The sequence below is a fragment of the Streptomyces sp. YIM 121038 genome (assembly GCF_006088715.1).
Taxonomy (GTDB): domain Bacteria; phylum Actinomycetota; class Actinomycetes; order Streptomycetales; family Streptomycetaceae; genus Streptomyces.
Window position 1 is genome coordinate 9,331,529 of the sequence record NZ_CP030771.1, and the last position, 16,062, is coordinate 9,347,590.

Below are 16,062 nucleotides of genomic sequence, written 5' to 3' on the forward strand. Positions count from 1 at the left end.
TACCGCGTCAAGAGCTGGCACAATCACGCCATGACCGCCGCCACCCAACCGGGCCCCCGCGAACGACTGCTGCTCGCCGCCCAGGAGTTGACCTACACCCAGGGCGTCGCTGTCGGCGTGGACGCCCTGCTCAAGGCGGCCGGAGCCGCCCGGCGTTCGCTGTACGAGCACTTCGGCGGCAAGGACGGCCTCATCGCCGAGGTGCTGCGCCGCAGCACCGCCGAGGACCTGGCGAAGTACCGCGCCACGATGGACGCCGCGGGGGACGACCCCCGTACCCGGCTCCTCGCGGTCGCCGACCGGCTGGCCGAGATCGCCGCGGCCCCGGACTTCCACGGCTGCCGCTATCTGGCCGCCGACCTCGCGCTCACCGACCCCGAGCACCCGGCCCACGAGGTCACCCAGGCCTACCGGCGCACCCTCCACGGCCTGTTCGCCGACGAGCTGACCGCCCTCGGGCACGCGCGCCCCGACTTCGGCGCGGACCAGCTGCTCATCCTCGTCGACGGCCTGCTCGCCACGGGCGCGTCCCGTCCCGCAGCGCGGCCGCCCGCCGCCGCGTCCCGCGAACTCTTCGAGTACGTCGTCGACTCCGCGACGCGGTCGGCAGTGGCTCCCGTCTGAGGGGTGAGTGATCGGCTACCTCGGTCACGCGGCGGGCTCGGGGGCTTCGGCTACTGAGCAGGCGGGACCGGCAGGCGCTGCCCGCTGGTGCCGTCGTACGTCCCGAGCGGCGCCGTGATGTCCAGGCCGTCGCGGTCGGTGATCCTGACCGCGATCGCATGGGCTCCGGAGCCGGTGGAGCGGACGTCGAAGGAGACGCCGGTCGCCGCCGCGCGGCCGTCGACGAGCCACGCCACGTCGGCGCCGGTGATCGGGCCGTGCTGCGGCGAACTGCCCTGGGCGTTCAACAGCGGTCCTTCGACGGCGCCGAGCAGCACCTCGGGCGGTCGCGGAGGCAGGGCGAACGCCGGAGTCTGCACGTACGACGTGTGATAGCCGTTGGTCGCGATGACCTGCGCCACGCACCGCTCGTGCCCCGGCATCGTGCGCAGGTCCAGGTCGAAGGACGTACCGCTGAGGCTGACCCCCGGGCGGGGCGCGAAGGTCCCGTCGGCGTTGGTGAACCGTACGAAGTACGTGAAGGCGGGGCGCGGTTCGGGCTCGCCGACGTCCAGTCGCTGCCAGCGCAGGTGCAGGACGCCCTCGGTGTCGATCTCCGGCGTGGACAGCGGTGTGTTCAGGATGAACTGGGGGGCGCCGGACGGCACGACCAGCGCGCCCAGCTCGGTCCCGTCGCGGCGCAGGACGACGCGGTGGGCCCGCGCGGCGTAGGGCAGACGGGCGCCGAACGCCGCCTCCTGCTGCTCGTGGCGGTCGAAGACCACGGCGGTCGGGGCGCTGGCCAGGACCTGCCCGGCCGCGTCCTCGACGGACACGGTGTAGACGGGGCCGGGGACCGTCCGCGGCGGCGACGGCTTGCGGAAGGTCCGCAGGCACGGCTGCCAGCGCACGGCCCCGGAGCGGCTGACCCGGCCGCGCACTCGCACGTACTGGCCCGGGAACGGCCGACTGGTGGTGGTCAGCGCGGCCGGAACCGTGCCGTGCACGGGGCGCTCGGGCGGTGCCGCGTCGGCCTGTTCGCCGCGCACGGACAGGGTGTTGAGCAGCCGGAGCCAGTGGTAGCCGCCGATCCAGCTGGAGCGGACGTCGCAGTAGCTCATCAGGTCACCGGTGGTGGCCGGGTGCAGGATGGGCGTGGGCGTCAGCGGTCCTGCACCGACCTCGCCGGTCCGGCCGTCGGGCGGGGTGAAGTCCTCGTCGACGTTCTCGGGGCCGCCGCAAGGTGCGTGGCGCAACCCCAGGAGATGGCCGACCTCGTGGGCGAAGGTGATGGCGTCCTCGTACCCGAACGAGACGTGATCGTTGTATCGCGCCAGGCCTCCGATCTTGCCCAGGGGGACGGCGTGGTCGAGCATCGCGTACAGCAGCTGGTCGTCGTTGCCGTGGTCCTCCTGGATGTCTTCCAGGTCGTCGATGAAGTCGCCCTGCCCGTCCTCGCTGGCCAGGTCGCGGGTGGTGTGGATCTCCGTCAGGCCAGGAACCGTGTAGTAGACGATCCCGCCGGTGTCGGCGATGGGGTAGCGCAGGGGGAGGAGGTCGGCGACGGCGCGGTAGCGCGCCGGGGTGAGGGCTGGGACCGCCGGGGTCGACACCCGCACCATCCAGACGGTCACCGGCCGCGTCGCCCGGAAGTCGGCCGTCACCTCCATGGGGTTGCTCAAGGTGCCCGCGACCTCCGCCTGCACCTGGATCTTGGCCGTCCCGGCCGTCACCCGGTCCGCGGGGATGAGGAAGTTCAGGGTGTGCGCGATCTGCCCCCGGTCGACCTGCGCGATGGGCCGGGCCGTGATCGGATTCAGCGAACGGGTGGTGAAGGAGCCGCCGTTGAGGGTCAGCGTCCCGACCACCCCGTCCACGGTGCCGCCCTCGCGCGGATCGATGCCGGAGTCCAGATAGACCCGGACCAGCGTGGCCTTGCCCGCCGCCAGGGCGTGCTGCGGGCCGCCCGTGGGCGGGGTGAAGTGCTGGGTGGCCTGGGTGACCTCGACGCCCGTGATCTCCAGGTTCGGGGTGGCGTCGGGAGGCAGGAGCTCGCTGCTCATCGTGAGCAGGAAGCCGTTGTGGGTCTGGTCGGTCTGGGTGGGGCCGAGGACGTGGCGGCCCAGGGTGTCCGGCTCGTTCGGGTCGATGGTGATCATCGCGCGGCCGAGGAAGTTCTCGTAGGCGCCGCCGCTCGGCCAGGCCTCGTCGTCGTGGGTGTACGCCTCGACCCAGATCCGGGTCGGCCCGCCCACGGCCAGCGTGGTGACGGGGGAGGGCAGGCCGCTGGCGAGCGGGAAGAGCGCCTCGTCGAAGACGCGGTCGCCCCCGTTGTTCCAGCGCAGGAGCTCCTGGTCGATGGCCTCGGCGCCGCCCTGGGCCGGGGCGAAGGCGCGGACGTACAGGCCCATGTGCGTGAAGTCGCTGTTCTCGTCGTCGAAGACCACCACGTCCCGGAACACCAGCCGCAGCTGCCGGAAGACGTGCGGCGGCACGGCTTCGAGGACGCCGGTCACCGCGTAGCCGGTGTGGCCGTTGTCGGTGGTGGTGGGGCCGAGCAGCACCTGGCCGAGCTGGCTCGGCTCGCGGGTGTCGAAGACGACCTCCGCCTCGCCGAGGAAGTTCTCGTGGTGGCCCTCGTCGGGCCAGCGCTCGTCGTTGTCCGTGTACGCCTTGACGTGGAGGCGGCCGATGCCGCCGGGGACACCGCCGATGTCGAACACCAGGACGCTCGGGTACTCCTGGTCGCCGTCCAGCGGGTACTGGAAGTTGTCCTCGACCTCGCCGTTGCGCCGGTTCCAGCGGAACTCGGCCACCTGGTTCCCGGAGTTGTCGAGGACCCGGACGTACAGGCCCATGCGGGTCGATCCCGCTTCCTCCTCCTCGAAGAGGTACACGGTGTCGAGTGTGAGTCGCATGAGGGTCATGAGCGCCGCCTCCGAGTCGCGGGTTCGCTGAGCTGTGTCCACGCGCTCGTGCAGGCAGGGGCGCGGAGGGCCGACTATGCCGAGGGGTGCGGGTGAGGGCCAGCGCCCGTTCCGTTCAATGGAACAGCGGCCGTGCCGTAGGGGGAATCACCCGGTCGTGTGACCCCCGGCGCAGTACCCCTCCTGGAAGGCTGCCCAGAACGGCTTGTCGAGCCCGGCGTCGACGAGGGGGTTCCAGTTGGTGTGGGCCACGAGCTGGTGGTCGCCGTCGCGGCTGTTGAGGGCGAAGGTCAGATATCCGGCGGCGCTGCCTCCGTGGCCGTACGCGGGGCCGCAGTCCGTGGCGTAGACGTAGATCCCGAGGCCGTAGCCCACCGCGGGCCGCGGGCTGCCGGTCGTGGGGACGGTGTCGTCGAGCATCCGGCGCAGGACGGCCGGGGGCAGCAGCCGCCCGCGCAGCAGGGCCCGGTAGAAGCGCGCGGTGTCGGCCGCGGTGGTCACGAGGGCGCCCGACGCGCCCGCCTCGGACGGGCTGAGGGAGGTGACGTCGTACCGCGTGGGGTCCGGCACGTGCGGCAGCAGCCGTGAGACGTCCGCGTAGCCGTGCGCGTGGGGCCCGTCGACGGCGGTGTCCGCCAGCGGGTACGAAGTGTCCCGCAGACCCGCGGGCTTGAAGACGCGCTGTTCCAGGTTGGTGCGCAGATCGCGGTCGGTGATCCGCTCGACGATGAGGTCGAGCAGCAGGTAGTTGGTGTTGGAGTACCGGAACCGGGTGCCGGGCGCGGGGAAGTACCGGGCCTCGGCGAGGCCGATGCCGATCAGCTGGTCGCGGGGCCAGTACTGGTCGAGGGCGCGGAAGCGGGGGAGCAGCCCTTCGACGTAGTCGTACAGGCCGCTGGTGTGGTGGAGCAGCTGGCGGACGGTGATGGGCGCGCCGGACAGCGCGTTGTCGGCGCGGACCTGGTCGGGCAGCAGGTGCTGCACGGTGTCGTCGAGGCGCAGCCGGTGCTCGGCCACGAGTTGCAGGACGACCGTCGCGGTGAAGGTCTTGGTGATGCTTCCCGCGCGGAACCTCAGGTCCGGGCTCATCGGGGCGCCGGTGGCCCGGTCCGCGAGACCGGCCGCGCCGAAGCGGACCCGCGCTCCGTCGCGAGCCAGGAGGAAGGCGCCGGGGTTGGGGTTCGGGTCGGCCACCACCCGGTCGGCCAGCGTCTGCAGGGCCGGGTCACGGGCGGGGCGGCGGTGGGCCTCCGCCTGGCCGCCCCCGCCGGGGCCGGCGGCGGCCACACCGGACGGCAGGAGCGAGGCGAGAGCGATCACGAGCCCCAGTAAGCGAGTTGAACGGCGTCGAAGCATCGAGGACTCCTTCTCCGGTAGCGGTACTGGTAGCAATATATGCATACGGTTATCGCGCGCGGTACCGTCTTCGCGTGCCGAGAACCGCCGACCACGACGCCCGCAACGGGCAGATCACCGACGCCGTCCAGCGCCTGATCGTGCGGGACGGCCTGACCGCCGTGACCGTCGCGCGGACCGCCGCCGAAGCAGGCATGTCCGTGGGCCTGGTGCAGCACTACTTCACGGCGAAGGACGAGATGCTGCTCGCCACGTTCACCCGCGTCAACGCCCGCTTCACCGCGCGCGTGGAGGAACTGGTGAACCGCGGCGAGGCGCAGGGCCGCACCATCGCCACGATGCTGCGCCAGGCCCTGGCCGAGCTCGTGCCGCTCGACCGGGACCGCCGCGCCGAATTCCTGGTCCGCCGCGCCTTCGCGGACCAGGCCGCGCACCACAGCCGCCTCGCCGCCGTCCAGAGGGAGACCCTCGCGGGCATCCGCGCACGCGTCACCCGGGCCATCGACAACGGCAAGGCGTGCGGCGAGGTCGCCCGGGGCGTCGACGCCGCCGGTCAGGCCCTGCGGATCGTCGCGTGTGCGGAGGGGCTCGCCCTGCACACGCACATCGACCCCGACGGCACACCCGAAGCGGCGGTCCTCACCGCCCTGGACGACCAACTCGACCGCGTCTTCACGGGCGCGTGCCGCCGCGCGCGCTGACGCCCGATCAGCCGGTGGGCAGCCGCAGGAGGTAGACCTTGCCGCCCCCGTCGAGGAGCGCGGCGGTGCCGAGGCCGTCCACGGAGAGGGAGTTGGGCGCCCAGGAGATCTCCGTGCCGCCCCCGGTCACGCTGATCCGCTCGACCCGGCCGGTGAGCAGATCGCGCCGGAAGACGTCCACGGCCTGATTGGTGTCACCGGGCACCAGATTGTCGGCGCCCGAGCCGAAGACGAGCCGACGGCCGTCGGCCGTCACCGTGCCGCGGTACGCGTCGTGCACCGTCCGGGTGCCCGGCAGCGGCGGCGCGGCCCGCGTGGTCGTCCCCCGCCACAGGTCGCGGACGTAGAGCTCGACGTGCGAGCCGTCCACGTCAGGGCCGTTCGGCTCGAAGACCCTGAAGAGGGCGTGGCGCCCGTCCGGGCTCAGCGTCGCGTACGGGTGAGCGTCGCGGGGCGCGCCGGTCGCGTCGACGGAGGCCTTCTGGACGCGGCCGGTGCGCGCGTCGTACGCGAAGAAGGGGAAGGTGTGGCGCGCGGGAGGGGGCTTGGACGCCGGGGCCCCGCCCGGCTGCGCCACGGTACGGGCCTGCCCGCGGGGAAGCAGGTCGGTGGCCTTGGAACGGAAGCCGACGGTGGCTCCGTCCGCGCTGATGACCGGGTCGGCGGACGCGTTGTCGGCCGGGGAGCCGTCCGCCCCGGTCGTGACGAGCCGGGTGGCCCCGGTCCGGCGATCGGCGACGGCGATGTCGCGCCGACCCGAGTGGTACGCCACATAGCGGCCGTCCCCGCTGATGGCGGGGCTGCCGGAGTTCCCTTCGGTGGGGACGAGTTCGGTGCGCCCGGCCGTACGGTCCCGCACGAAGACCTTCTCGCCGCCGCCCGTCGGCTGCCCCGGCACGACGCCGGGCGCGTCGGTGCTGAACGCCACGTAGCGGCCGTCCGCACTGATGCCGGCCTCGCTCGTGGACCCGTCCAGCTGCGCCCCGTCGTCGCCGACGCTGACCCGCTCGGTACGCCCGGAGCGCAGATCCCGTACGAAGACGTCGTACAGGCGGTTCGTGTCACCCGGCACCAGGTTGGACGCCAGAGAGGTGAAGAGGGCGAACCTTCCGTCGGCGCTGATCCCGCGTGCTTGCGACCAGTTGTCGGGCTGCGCACCCTCGGGCCCGAGGTCGACCTGGACGACGCCGTCCTCTCCCGGCTCCGCCTGCGCCTGCGGCGTCGGCCACCCCACCAGGACGGAGGCCGCGAGCACACAGCCGCCGCGGCGCCGCCACCGTCTTCCGCTCCCGCTGCTCGTCCGTCGCACGCTGATCGGTCCTCCCCGCGATCAGGGCGGCCGCGCCGATGCCGCCGCTCGGTTGGCGGGGGAGAGTCAACCCGCGGGCGAGTTGCCGGGTCAACGGCGCTTGCCGGGCGCGGGCCGAAACCGGCCCGTGGCCGGGCCGGGGTGTGAGGCGACGCACGTCAGCCGGGGCCCACCGCAGGGAACCGAGGGGGTACCAGGCACACTCTGCGTGTAGTAGCCCGTTAGATCAAAGGATGGCACGCACGTGATCACGCTCACCAAGGAAGACGGCCCGGCGGACCTCGACGGGGTGACCCACCTCTCGATCGGAGCTTCCTGGGACCCCACCGCCGGCAGCAGCGGCGGGGTGCTGGGCAAGCTCCGCCGCAAGACCGGCACGGACCTCGACCTGATAGCCATCGCCATGCAGGGCGGGGACCCGGTGCGCCTCGCGGGCCTCGACTCACTGGACCCGATGGGCAACGGCTCGCTGGTCCACAGCGGCGACAACCAGACAGGCCACGGCGACGGGGACGACGAGACGGTGACGGTCGAGTTCGCCCAGCTCCCGTCCAACATCACGTCGATCGTGTTCGTCGCGGCCGCGTACAAGAAGGGCAGTTCCTTCCAGAAGGCGCGCAACATCAGCTTCAAGGTCTACGACGCGACCGGGGGCAGCTCTCAGCAGGTCGCCGACATCTGGCCGAGTCTGCTCAGCCAGGACAACGGGTGCGCCGTCGCCAAGGCCGTGCGGGTCGGCGGCACGTGGAAGCTGGAAGTGATCAACACGACGGGGAAGATCAAGCAGGGCGACGAGCACGCCCTGATGCGCTTCGCCGTGAGCAAGTAGCACGTCTCCGGGGCCCGGCGCCGAAGGGGGCCGGGCCCGGGGCGAGCGGGCGTCGTCCGGGCGCCCGTGGGGCGGAGCGGCAGGTCCGGGAGCTCGACGGCGGTGCGGCGGCGCCCGGACCCGTGGTCAGCTCGCGGGGCGGCTCAGCGCTTGTTCTCGCTCTTCTCGCCCAGCTTCTCGACCAAGTCCTGGGCCTTGTCGACGGCAGTGTCGATCTTGTCGCCGTGCTTGCCGCCGGTCTTGTCGTCGACGACGTCGCCGGCCTTCTCCAGTCCGTCGGACACCTTGTCCCCGTGGGCTTCGGTGAGTTCTTCGGCCTTTTCCTTGATGTTCTTCAGCGCGTCGAACATGTACGGGCCTGTCTCTTGGGGGTGAAGCACCTGGTCAGAGACCATTTTCCCAGGGGAAGGGCAGCCGACAAGAAGGCTCTTGGAGCATTGGCCGGGTGAGGCGGTGTGCGCCGGGACTCTCAGCCGAACCTCACGCTCTCTCCCCTGTACCTGCCCCACTGCTCGCCGGTGCGCTTCGGCAGTGGCTGCTGGACACCGCTGCGCCCGTAGGTGTCGAAGATGACGGCGTCGGTGTCGGTCCGGTTGTCGGCACCGAAGGCGGGCATGTCGGAGTCGAAGGAGGGGCGCCGCGACGGCGCGCGCACAGCAGGCTGCCGTCCAAGGGGAGGCCGTGCACGGTGTCCAGGGTGAATCCGGCCGCGGCGAGGAGCTGTTCGTACTCGGCGGCGGTCCGCTCGCGGCCGCCCACGTTGCACATCATGTGCAGGTCCCAGGAGACGGCCAGGGAGGCCGATCCGTCGGTCGGCAGGAGGCGCTCCACGATCAGCAGGGCGGCGCCCTCCGCCATGCTCGCCGCGCAGCTGCGAAGGACCGTCAGGGCCCGGTCGTCGTCCCAGTCGTGCAGGACGCGGGAGAGCAGATAGACGTCTCCGCCCTCCGGCACCGCCGCCAGGAAGTCGCCCGCGACGAACGCGCACCGGTGGGCCCAGCTCGTCTCGGGCCGCTGCTGCCGTGCGGCCGCCAGGACGTCCGGCCGCTCGAACAGCACACCGCGCAGCTGCGGCGCGCGTTCCAGGATCCGCCCCAGCAGGTGGCCGTTGCCCCCGGCCACATCCACCACCACCCGGGCACCGCGGAAGTCGAAGAGCCCGGGGATCGGCTCGAACATGGCCGCGCTCGCGGCCATCGCGGCGTCGAAGAGCCGCGCGAGGCGGGGGTGTTCGGTGAGGTAGTCGAAGTGTCCCTTCCCGAAGAGCGCGGCGAAGGACTCCTCGCCGGTCCGTACGGAGTGGGCCAGGGCGCCGAAGGAGTCGTAGAAGGGCCCGCCGTAGAGCAGGGCCAGCGGGCGCAGCGAGGGGCGGGCGTCCTGCCGCAGGAGCGCACCCGTCTCCGTGGCCGCGTAGGACTCACCGGACGGTGCCACCAGGCCCACGGCCGCGAGGTGCCGCAGCAGCCGGGCCAGGCCGCGCGGGTCGGCTCCGACCCGCGCCGCCACCTGCGCGACCGGCACGGGGCGCGGCCGCTCGCCGCGCCCCACCGGAAGCTGGTCGAGCACTCCCAGCTCCGCCGCCACGGCGATCGCCTGCGTGGTCCAGGCGCCGGTCATCAGTTCAAGGAGCCGCTTGGCGGGCTCGGGCGCCGTCGCCTCAAGGTGTGCGGTCAGCGCCAGAGGGTGGTGCCCACGGGCCCGGATCTCCAGCCGCCGGTAGCGCGGCCTCCGCGTCCGCCCGCGACCGGCCGGACCTGCCTCTCCTGCGCTGCGGAAGAACAGCACCGTGCAGTCCTCGTGCCTGTTGTGACCTCCGCCGTCCGGTATGAGACCGCCCCGCTCGCCGAGGAGCGCGCGAAGTCCGGACAGCACCACCGCGTTGGGTTCCGGAACGTCGAGGGCGACGTGTGACTCGTTGTGCTCGGCGCGTTCCCGGGCGGCGATCCCGTCGAGCGGCGAACGCGGCGGCAGCTCCAGCGCGAAGACCTCGACGGTACGGGCGCTGTCGCCCGCCCCCGGGAGGCCCGCGTGCAGGATCGTGACGTCCAGGGATTCAGTCGGCACGCCGTACCGCCGGCCGAGCCGCGCCCGCACGACAGTGCTCGGAACCGCCTTCCCGACGGTGAGCCCTTCGGCACGCAGCCGGGCGGTCAGCACGCCGAGCGAGGCCGGAAACACCAGCGCCGCCACGTGGGCCAGGGTGCAGTGCGTGGCCATCTCCGCCCGTTCCCGCGCCGTGAGCGCGGGAACCAGCTCGGCCAGCACGCCGTCGGTGTCCGCGCCGCGCACCCACGCCAGAGCGTCACGGATCGAGTGCAGGTCTGCCGGGTCCAGAGCAGCCGGGTCCGGAGCTGTCAGGTCCGGAGCGGCCGGGTCCGAAGCCGCGAGGGCGGGATCTGTCGGATCGGGAGGCGTCGGGTCACAGCACGCGGGTTCGGCACGCGCCTGATCGGTGCGTCGTGGGTCGAGGTGGGTCGGGTGGGGCCGGGCCGTCGGTACTCGCTGAGCCGTCAAGGTCAGCTCCTCTCGGTGCACACCGCTGGAGTGACAGCGGCACGCGGTACTACGTCGCCCTCACCGCACTCCGGCACCTCGTTCCGGCCAGTCTGCGTCTCGTTCGAGCCAGCAAGGGGGGAGGCGGCGCTCCTCGGCGATGCCCTCCCACCGGGCCGTGAACGGGCATCGCGCACGCCTCTGTCGGGCTCCGGGCCGACCCGTCCCCCGGCCGAGCGGGCCGTCGACCAGGCATCCGGAGCGAAAGGAGGCGTGGCGGAACGGGCACACTCGGGCCGAACGTGTCGTACAACGGGCGCTTCCGTTCCCACCCACCGCGGGTAGAAAGACGCAATAGGCCCCATACGGGGGGTCGCCCGGCGGCAGCTGTTCCCTGACGACGAGGTCGGGACGCCACGAGGCCCAGGGCGCCGGCGAAGAGGCCGTTCGCCCCGTCCCCGCCCTGCACCGCTCGGTGCGCATCACGTCATGGCACCCCGCGCGGTCACGCGCCGGTGTCCGCTGCCGCTCATGGACGCGACGGAGGGGGAGCACGTTGCTGGACTTGATGCCGCCGACGGCACGGGGGGCGAGCGCCGCCCGGGCGGCGGAGCCGACGGAGGATTTCCTCAGGGCGCTGTACCACCGCCACGGGGCGGTCATGCTCCGCTTCGCCACCCGGCTCACGGGCGGCGACTGGCACCGCGCCGAGGACGTCCTCCAGGAGACGGCGATCCGCGCGTGGCAGCACTCGGGGGAACTCGACCCGACAGCCGAGACGCTGCGGCCCTGGCTGTTCGCCGTCGTCCGAAACCTGGTGATCGACGGTCACCGGCTGCGCCGCGCCCGGCCACCGGAAGAGGGCGAGCCGAGCCCGGCTCACCTGCCGGTGCCGGACGGCATTGATCACACGCTCACGCGCCAGGTGGTGGTGGCGGCCCTGCGGGAGCTGTCGGCCCGCCACCGGGAGGTGCTGCTGCACCTGTACTACCTGGGGCGCACCGTCACCCAGACCGCCGAGGTCCTCGGTGTGCCCGCCGGGACCGTCAAGTCACGTTCGTACTACGCGATGCGGGCCCTCAGCGACAGCCTGCGCGGCCGAGGGCTCACCACCCCCGACTGACACCCCCTTCGGCCCGGGGCCCCACGCGGCCCCGACGCCGTGTCAGGTCCCGGCAGCGCCACCGGGCGGGTCGCTGTCCGACAGGCCCAGTCCGTCGGACAGCTCGGCGTCGGAGAGCAGGGACAGGAAAGCCGGGGCGTCGGACAGCTCCCGATGGGCCGTGCGGCAGCTGTCGCACGCGGCGATGTGGGCGGCCACGCCCCGGCACTCCGCGGGGGAAAGGCCGCCGAGGACGTACGCCCCGAGGAGCAGCTCGACGTGGCCGTCCCCACTGCCCGACACCGGCATCCACCCCCCCCGGATCCCCGCGCGCGCACGGGCTTTGACGGTGGCCGGAACACAAGGTGGCGACCACACGCTCAGCTGGTCACGGCGCGGCACAGGGCAGGGTGCCGTCCTGCGCGCCTTCGATGAGGTCTTCATGAGCGGCCCTGACGCGCTGGGCGTCGGCCTTGAGGACCTTGCGATCGTACGTCAGCAGCCCGTTCAACTCACCCTCCACATCGGATATCTGGGTGTACACGGCGCCGTTGCCGCCCTTGCAGGCGAGGGCGCGGACCTCGGCGAGGCGGGCCAGATAGCCGTCGGTGTACCGCTCCTGGTCCACGTCGACGTACGACATCTGGACCGGCCAGGCGTGCCCGGGCACCGCGAGTCCCAGTCCGCCGTACTCGCCGCTGACCAGGGCCCTCCTGCCGTCGGGGGCGGGCTGGGCCGGGCTCGGGTAGCCGTGCTCGTCGAGGATGTCGCCGACGCCGCCGTCGGTGCCCAGGTTGACGCCGGACATGTTGTTGACCAGGCGGGTGGGGTCCCACCGCTTGACCTGCCGCGCGACGCGGGCCACGTCGTACTGGCCCCACCCCTCGTTGAAGGGCACCCACATGACCACCGAGGGGCTGCTCGCGTGCTCGTCGATCATCTCCTTCAGCTCGCGCTCGTACTGGGCCCGCGCGGCCCCGTCCGGGACGGTCCCCGCGGTCATCGCGGGCATGTCCTGCCACACCAGCAGGCCCAGCCGGTCCGCCCAGTAGAACCAGCGGTCCGGCTCCACCTTGATGTGCTTGCGCACCGAGTTGTAGCCGAGCCTCTTGTGCGTCCGCAGGTCGTACGCCAGCGCCTCGTCGGTCGGCGCGGTGTGCAGCCCGTCCGGCCAGAAGCCCTGGTCGAGGGTGGCCATCAGATAGACGGGGGTGCCGTTGAGCACCGTGCGCGGGGTACCGCTCGTTGTGTCCACGGCGATGGAGCGCAGGCCGAAGTAGCTGCCGACGCGATCGCCGCCGACCGTGACCTTCACGTCGTAGAGGAACGGGTCGTCGGGCGACCAGAGGCGCGGCTCGCCGATCCTCAGGGTGAGGGGAGCGCCCGTCCGTCCGGTCGCCGTCGCGACCCGCTCGCCGTCCGCGTACGCGGTGGCCGTGACCGGCACGCCGTCGCGCACGCCCTTCGCCTCCACGACGGCCCGGCTCCCGGGGACATCGGGTGTGATCTTGAGCGAGTCGACGTGGTCGGCCGCCACCGGCTCCATCCAGACGGTCTGCCAGATGCCGGACGAAGGGGTGTACCAGATGCCGCTGGGGTCCAGGCGCTGCTTGCCGAGGGGCGGGTTCTCGCCGCCCTCGCCACCCTTGGCGTCCGTCGGGTCGTACACGCCGACGATCAGTTCCTGGGTGGTCCCGGGCTTGAGCGCGTCGGTGACGTCGGCGCTGAACTTGTCGTAGCCGCCCCGGTGTTCGGCGACCTCGGTGCCGTTGACGTACACCCTCGCCCGCCAGTCGACGGCGCCGAAGTTCAGCCGCAGGCGCCGGCCGTCGCCGATCCGCCAGCCCTCGGGGACGGTGAACGTACGCCGGTACCACATGCGGTCCTCGTGCCGCTGGACGCCCGAGAGCTGTGACTCGACCGGGTAGGGAACGCGAATGCGCTCGGCGAGGTCCTTGCCCACCGGTGGCGCGTCACCCGCCTCGGCCGCGGCGAACTGCCACCGGCCGTTGAGGTTCCGCCACGTGGCCCGGGTGAGCTGCGGGCGCGGGTACGCGCGCCACCCCCTGCCCGCCTCGGCGTCGCCCGCCCAGGGCGTGCGCAGTTCGTGGCGGGAACGGTTGACGCCGCCGCTGAGGAACGCGTCGACCTCGTTCCCGCCGACGGTGGCGAGACCGCCCCGGCCGTCGTAGCGCAGGTCCACGGTGCCGCGCGCGGTGCCCTCCTTGTTGCCGACGACGGGCTCCTCGAGGCGTACGAGCAGGACGCCGGGATCGGCCTCGTCGAGCGCAGCGGTGGCCAGGGGCCACTTGGCGCCGCCGATGGTGGCGTGGATGTGCCCGGTGAGGGAGCCGGGCGGGGGCGCGAGGCGTTGGGGGAAAGCGAGGGCGAGGGTGCGGCCGTCGGCCCGCACGGCGGCGTCGGTGGCGCCGTCGTAGTCCCAGCCGTCGGGCGGGCGGAACGCGTCGCGCGGCACGACGGCCTTCTCACCGCCCGGAGGGGTCCAGCGCAGCCGCAGATGCGAGCCGCCGTAGTGCTCGAAGTACTCGACCTTGATGTCGTAGGACGTGCCCGCGGTGAGCTCCACGGGCCGGGAGCTCTGCTCCTTGTCCCAGTCGTCGACCCAGTGGTCGATGACGAGTCGGCCGTCGATCCACAGCCGGAAGCCGTTGTCCCCGATCATGGAGAAGGCCGTCGGTCCCGTCCGGTCCGGCACCAGCTTCCCGGTCCAGCGGACGGTGGCGTCGTCGCTGCGGCCGGTGGCCGCGGCGAGGCGGGGTTCGAGGGTGGCGAAGTCGATGACCGGGTCGAAGACGGTGGCCTTGAGCTCGTGGAAGTCGAAGGCTCCCGGCGCGGACTGGGTGTAGTACTCGCCCTTGAGTCCGTGGCTCCGCGGTGGGTCTCCGACAGCCGTGGCCGCGGGCGTCACCGTCAGTCCGGCGGCGCCCAGGGCCAGGAGCACCAGCAGGGCCACCTGGCGTCCGAGGCCGGTGAACTGTCGCAGTCGCACGGATCCTCCTTGGCTGAGGAAGACGGCGGCCCGGGGGCCGCGAGGGGCGAACGGCCGTGCATGGCGTTGCGAGGTTGTCCGTAGGTACCAGAACACACCTGTGATGCGAGAGCCAGGGCCTGGCGGAAGCGGGCGCCGAACGGGCGGCGGCGGGCGCGGAACGGAAGCCGCGTGGTCTGGACTTGCCATCGCGGCTTCCCTACTCTCGGCCCCAGCCGTGATGAGAGCGCTCTCAGAAACCTCGGTCCGACCCCGGCACCCCGGTTCCATGCACACCCGGTCCGACCCTCCACCCTGGTCCGACCCTCCCCGCCCCGGTTCCACTCCCACTCCGTTGGAACGACGAAAGGGTCCCCTGTGAGACGCAAGACGGGAGCACGTCTGGCTCTGTCCGCCCTATTGCTGCTGGCGACCTGCGGCGGCACAGGCGTCGCCACGGCCGCCACTACCGCCACCACGCCCGGGTCCGGGGCCCCCGCCTCCGCCGGGCTCCTCGACGCGATGGAGCGCGACTTCGGCCTGTCGCCGAGCGCCGCGCGTGACCGGCTCGCCGCCGAGCGGCACGCCGTCGGGGTCGAGCGCGCGGCGCGCGAGGCGGCGGGCGCCGACTACGCAGGATCCTGGTTCGACGCCGGGAGCGACCGGCTGACCGTGGCCGTGACCCGGCCGGGGGCCGCGAAGGCCGTGCGCCGCACGGGCGCCGCCGTCCGGATCGTCGAGCACAGCGCGGCGCGCCTCGACGCCGCGAAGGCGCGCGTGGACCGCATCAAGGCACCCTCAGGCGTGGCGAGTTGGCGCGTCGACCCCAAGGCGAACAGGGTCGTCGTCTCCGTCGTCGCGGGCCACGCCGCCGACAAGGACGTCGAAGCCTTCGTGCGCCGAGCCCGCGCCACCGCCCCCGTGCGGGTCGCGACGGTCGCCGACGCGCCCCGCACCTTCGCCGCCGGTACCGTCGGCGGCGACCCGTACTACACCGGCAACGTCCGCTGCTCCATAGGCTTCTCGGTGCACGGCGGCTTCGTCACCGCCGGGCACTGCGGGCGCGCGGGGGCCTCGGTGCGCGGCTGGGACGGCTCCGCGATGGGCACGTTCCAGGGCTCGTCGTTCCCGGGCGACGACTACGCCTACGTCTCCGTCGGCCAGGGCTGGTGGACCGTGCCGGTCGTCCTGGGCTGGGGCACCATCCCGGACCGGCTGGTGCGCGGCTCCACCGAGATGCCGGTCGGCACGTCCATCTGCCGCTCGGGCTCCACCACGCACTGGCACTGCGGGCAGGTCCTGGCCAAGAACGAGACCGTGAACTACTCCGACGGCACCGTCGTGCACCAGTTGACCAAGACCAGCGTCTGCGCCGAACCCGGCGACTCCGGCGGCTCGTTCATCAGCGGGGACCAGGCGCAGGGCGTCACGTCGGGCGGCTGGGGCAACTGCTCCGGCGGCGGCGAGACCTGGTACCAGCCGGTGAACGAGATCCTCGCGCGGTACGGGCTGACGCTGCACGTCACCTGACGCGCCGCCGCTGACCGGTCTGCCAACGCGTCGCGCCCGCCGGTGAGGTGCTCGGCCACAAGGCCGCGCCGACAGCCGACCGAACCGGGCGCGACGCGCTTGCCGCAACCCCCTGCTCGGGCGGAGCGGGCCTCCCCACCGAGCGATCCCGGCAGTTGCCGCACAGCGAACACCTGCGGTCCGACCCCGGGCCATTCGTAACCGCGAGTGAAGACGCGCGGCG

General features: G+C 72.8%; 12 protein-coding genes. 5 read left to right on the forward strand and 7 right to left on the reverse strand.

Going from position 1 to position 16,062, the window contains the following annotated elements:
• Positions 1 to 30 precede the first annotated feature (30 nt).
• The gene (locus C9F11_RS39450; RefSeq protein ID WP_138964881.1) at positions 31 to 624 is read left to right on the forward strand and encodes a TetR/AcrR family transcriptional regulator; all 594 of its coding nucleotides are present in this window, start codon (positions 31 to 33) and stop codon (positions 622 to 624) included.
• Between the two features lie 50 nt (positions 625 to 674).
• Here C9F11_RS39450 and C9F11_RS39455 read toward each other — a convergent pair whose 3' ends face one another.
• Together C9F11_RS39455 and C9F11_RS39460 are read right to left on the reverse strand one after the other, a co-directional pair.
• Positions 675 to 3,530, reverse strand: coding sequence for a hypothetical protein (locus C9F11_RS39455; RefSeq protein ID WP_138964883.1), 2,856 nt, complete (start codon positions 3,528 to 3,530; stop codon positions 675 to 677).
• A 147-nt stretch (positions 3,531 to 3,677) separates the two neighbouring features.
• Positions 3,678 to 4,850: a serine hydrolase domain-containing protein gene (locus tag C9F11_RS39460; protein WP_249402069.1), complete on the reverse strand. Its 1,173-nt coding sequence runs from the start codon at positions 4,848 to 4,850 to the stop codon at positions 3,678 to 3,680.
• A 110-nt stretch (positions 4,851 to 4,960) separates the two neighbouring features.
• Between C9F11_RS39460 and C9F11_RS39465 the strand changes: the two genes are divergently transcribed.
• Positions 4,961 to 5,587, forward strand: coding sequence for a TetR/AcrR family transcriptional regulator (locus C9F11_RS39465; protein ID WP_138964887.1), 627 nt, complete (start codon positions 4,961 to 4,963; stop codon positions 5,585 to 5,587).
• Positions 5,588 to 5,594: 7 nt separating this feature from the next.
• On the opposite strand, the gene C9F11_RS39470 is transcribed toward C9F11_RS39465, so the two are convergent.
• Positions 5,595 to 6,896 carry a PD40 domain-containing protein gene (locus C9F11_RS39470; protein WP_138964889.1) on the reverse strand — a complete coding sequence of 434 codons (1,302 nt, stop codon included), beginning with the start codon at positions 6,894 to 6,896 and terminating at the stop codon, positions 5,595 to 5,597.
• 244 nt (positions 6,897 to 7,140) lie between these two features.
• On the opposite strand from C9F11_RS39470, the gene C9F11_RS39475 reads away from it, so the two are divergent.
• Positions 7,141 to 7,725, forward strand: a complete 585-nt coding sequence (locus C9F11_RS39475) for a TerD family protein (protein ID WP_138964891.1) — start codon at positions 7,141 to 7,143, stop codon at positions 7,723 to 7,725.
• 143 nt (positions 7,726 to 7,868) lie between these two features.
• Here C9F11_RS39475 and C9F11_RS39480 read toward each other — a convergent pair whose 3' ends face one another.
• Both C9F11_RS39480 and C9F11_RS39485 read right to left on the reverse strand, forming a co-directional pair.
• Positions 7,869 to 8,075, reverse strand: coding sequence for an antitoxin (locus C9F11_RS39480; protein WP_138967528.1), 207 nt, complete (start codon positions 8,073 to 8,075; stop codon positions 7,869 to 7,871).
• 130 nt (positions 8,076 to 8,205) lie between these two features.
• Positions 8,206 to 10,239, reverse strand: a complete 2,034-nt coding sequence (locus C9F11_RS39485) for an acetylserotonin O-methyltransferase (protein WP_249402070.1) — start codon at positions 10,237 to 10,239, stop codon at positions 8,206 to 8,208.
• Positions 10,240 to 10,786: 547 nt separating this feature from the next.
• On the opposite strand from C9F11_RS39485, the gene C9F11_RS39490 reads away from it, so the two are divergent.
• Positions 10,787 to 11,341 (forward strand): sigma-70 family RNA polymerase sigma factor, encoded by a 555-nt coding sequence (locus tag C9F11_RS39490; RefSeq protein WP_138964893.1) that lies wholly within the window; start codon positions 10,787 to 10,789, stop codon positions 11,339 to 11,341.
• Positions 11,342 to 11,383: 42 nt separating this feature from the next.
• Here C9F11_RS39490 and C9F11_RS39495 read toward each other — a convergent pair whose 3' ends face one another.
• A complete protein-coding gene (locus C9F11_RS39495) occupies positions 11,384 to 11,623 on the reverse strand; it encodes a zf-HC2 domain-containing protein (protein WP_249402071.1) in 240 nt (79 codons plus the stop codon).
• A gap of 85 nt (positions 11,624 to 11,708) precedes the next feature.
• Positions 11,709 to 14,330 carry a PA14 domain-containing protein gene (locus C9F11_RS39500; protein WP_249402072.1) on the reverse strand — a complete coding sequence of 874 codons (2,622 nt, stop codon included), beginning with the start codon at positions 14,328 to 14,330 and terminating at the stop codon, positions 11,709 to 11,711.
• A gap of 357 nt (positions 14,331 to 14,687) precedes the next feature.
• Here C9F11_RS39500 and C9F11_RS39505 point away from each other — a divergent pair, with 357 nt between their 5' ends.
• Complete coding sequence (locus C9F11_RS39505; protein WP_138964899.1) at positions 14,688 to 15,839, forward strand: S1 family peptidase; 1,152 nt, start codon at positions 14,688 to 14,690, stop codon at positions 15,837 to 15,839.
• The last annotated feature ends 223 nt before the right edge of the window (positions 15,840 to 16,062 follow it).

What these genes read in the sequence shown, in the direction of transcription:
- C9F11_RS39490 (WP_138964893.1), top strand. Translation starts at nt 10,787, where the DNA reads ATGCCGCCGACGGCACGGGGGGCGAGCGCCGCCCGGGCGGCGGAGCCG.
- C9F11_RS39480 (WP_138967528.1), bottom strand. Translation starts at nt 8,075, where the DNA reads ATGTTCGACGCGCTGAAGAACATCAAGGAAAAGGCCGAAGAACTCACC.
- C9F11_RS39450 (WP_138964881.1), top strand. Translation starts at nt 31, where the DNA reads ATGACCGCCGCCACCCAACCGGGCCCCCGCGAACGACTGCTGCTCGCC.
- C9F11_RS39455 (WP_138964883.1), bottom strand. Translation starts at nt 3,530, where the DNA reads ATGACCCTCATGCGACTCACACTCGACACCGTGTACCTCTTCGAGGAG.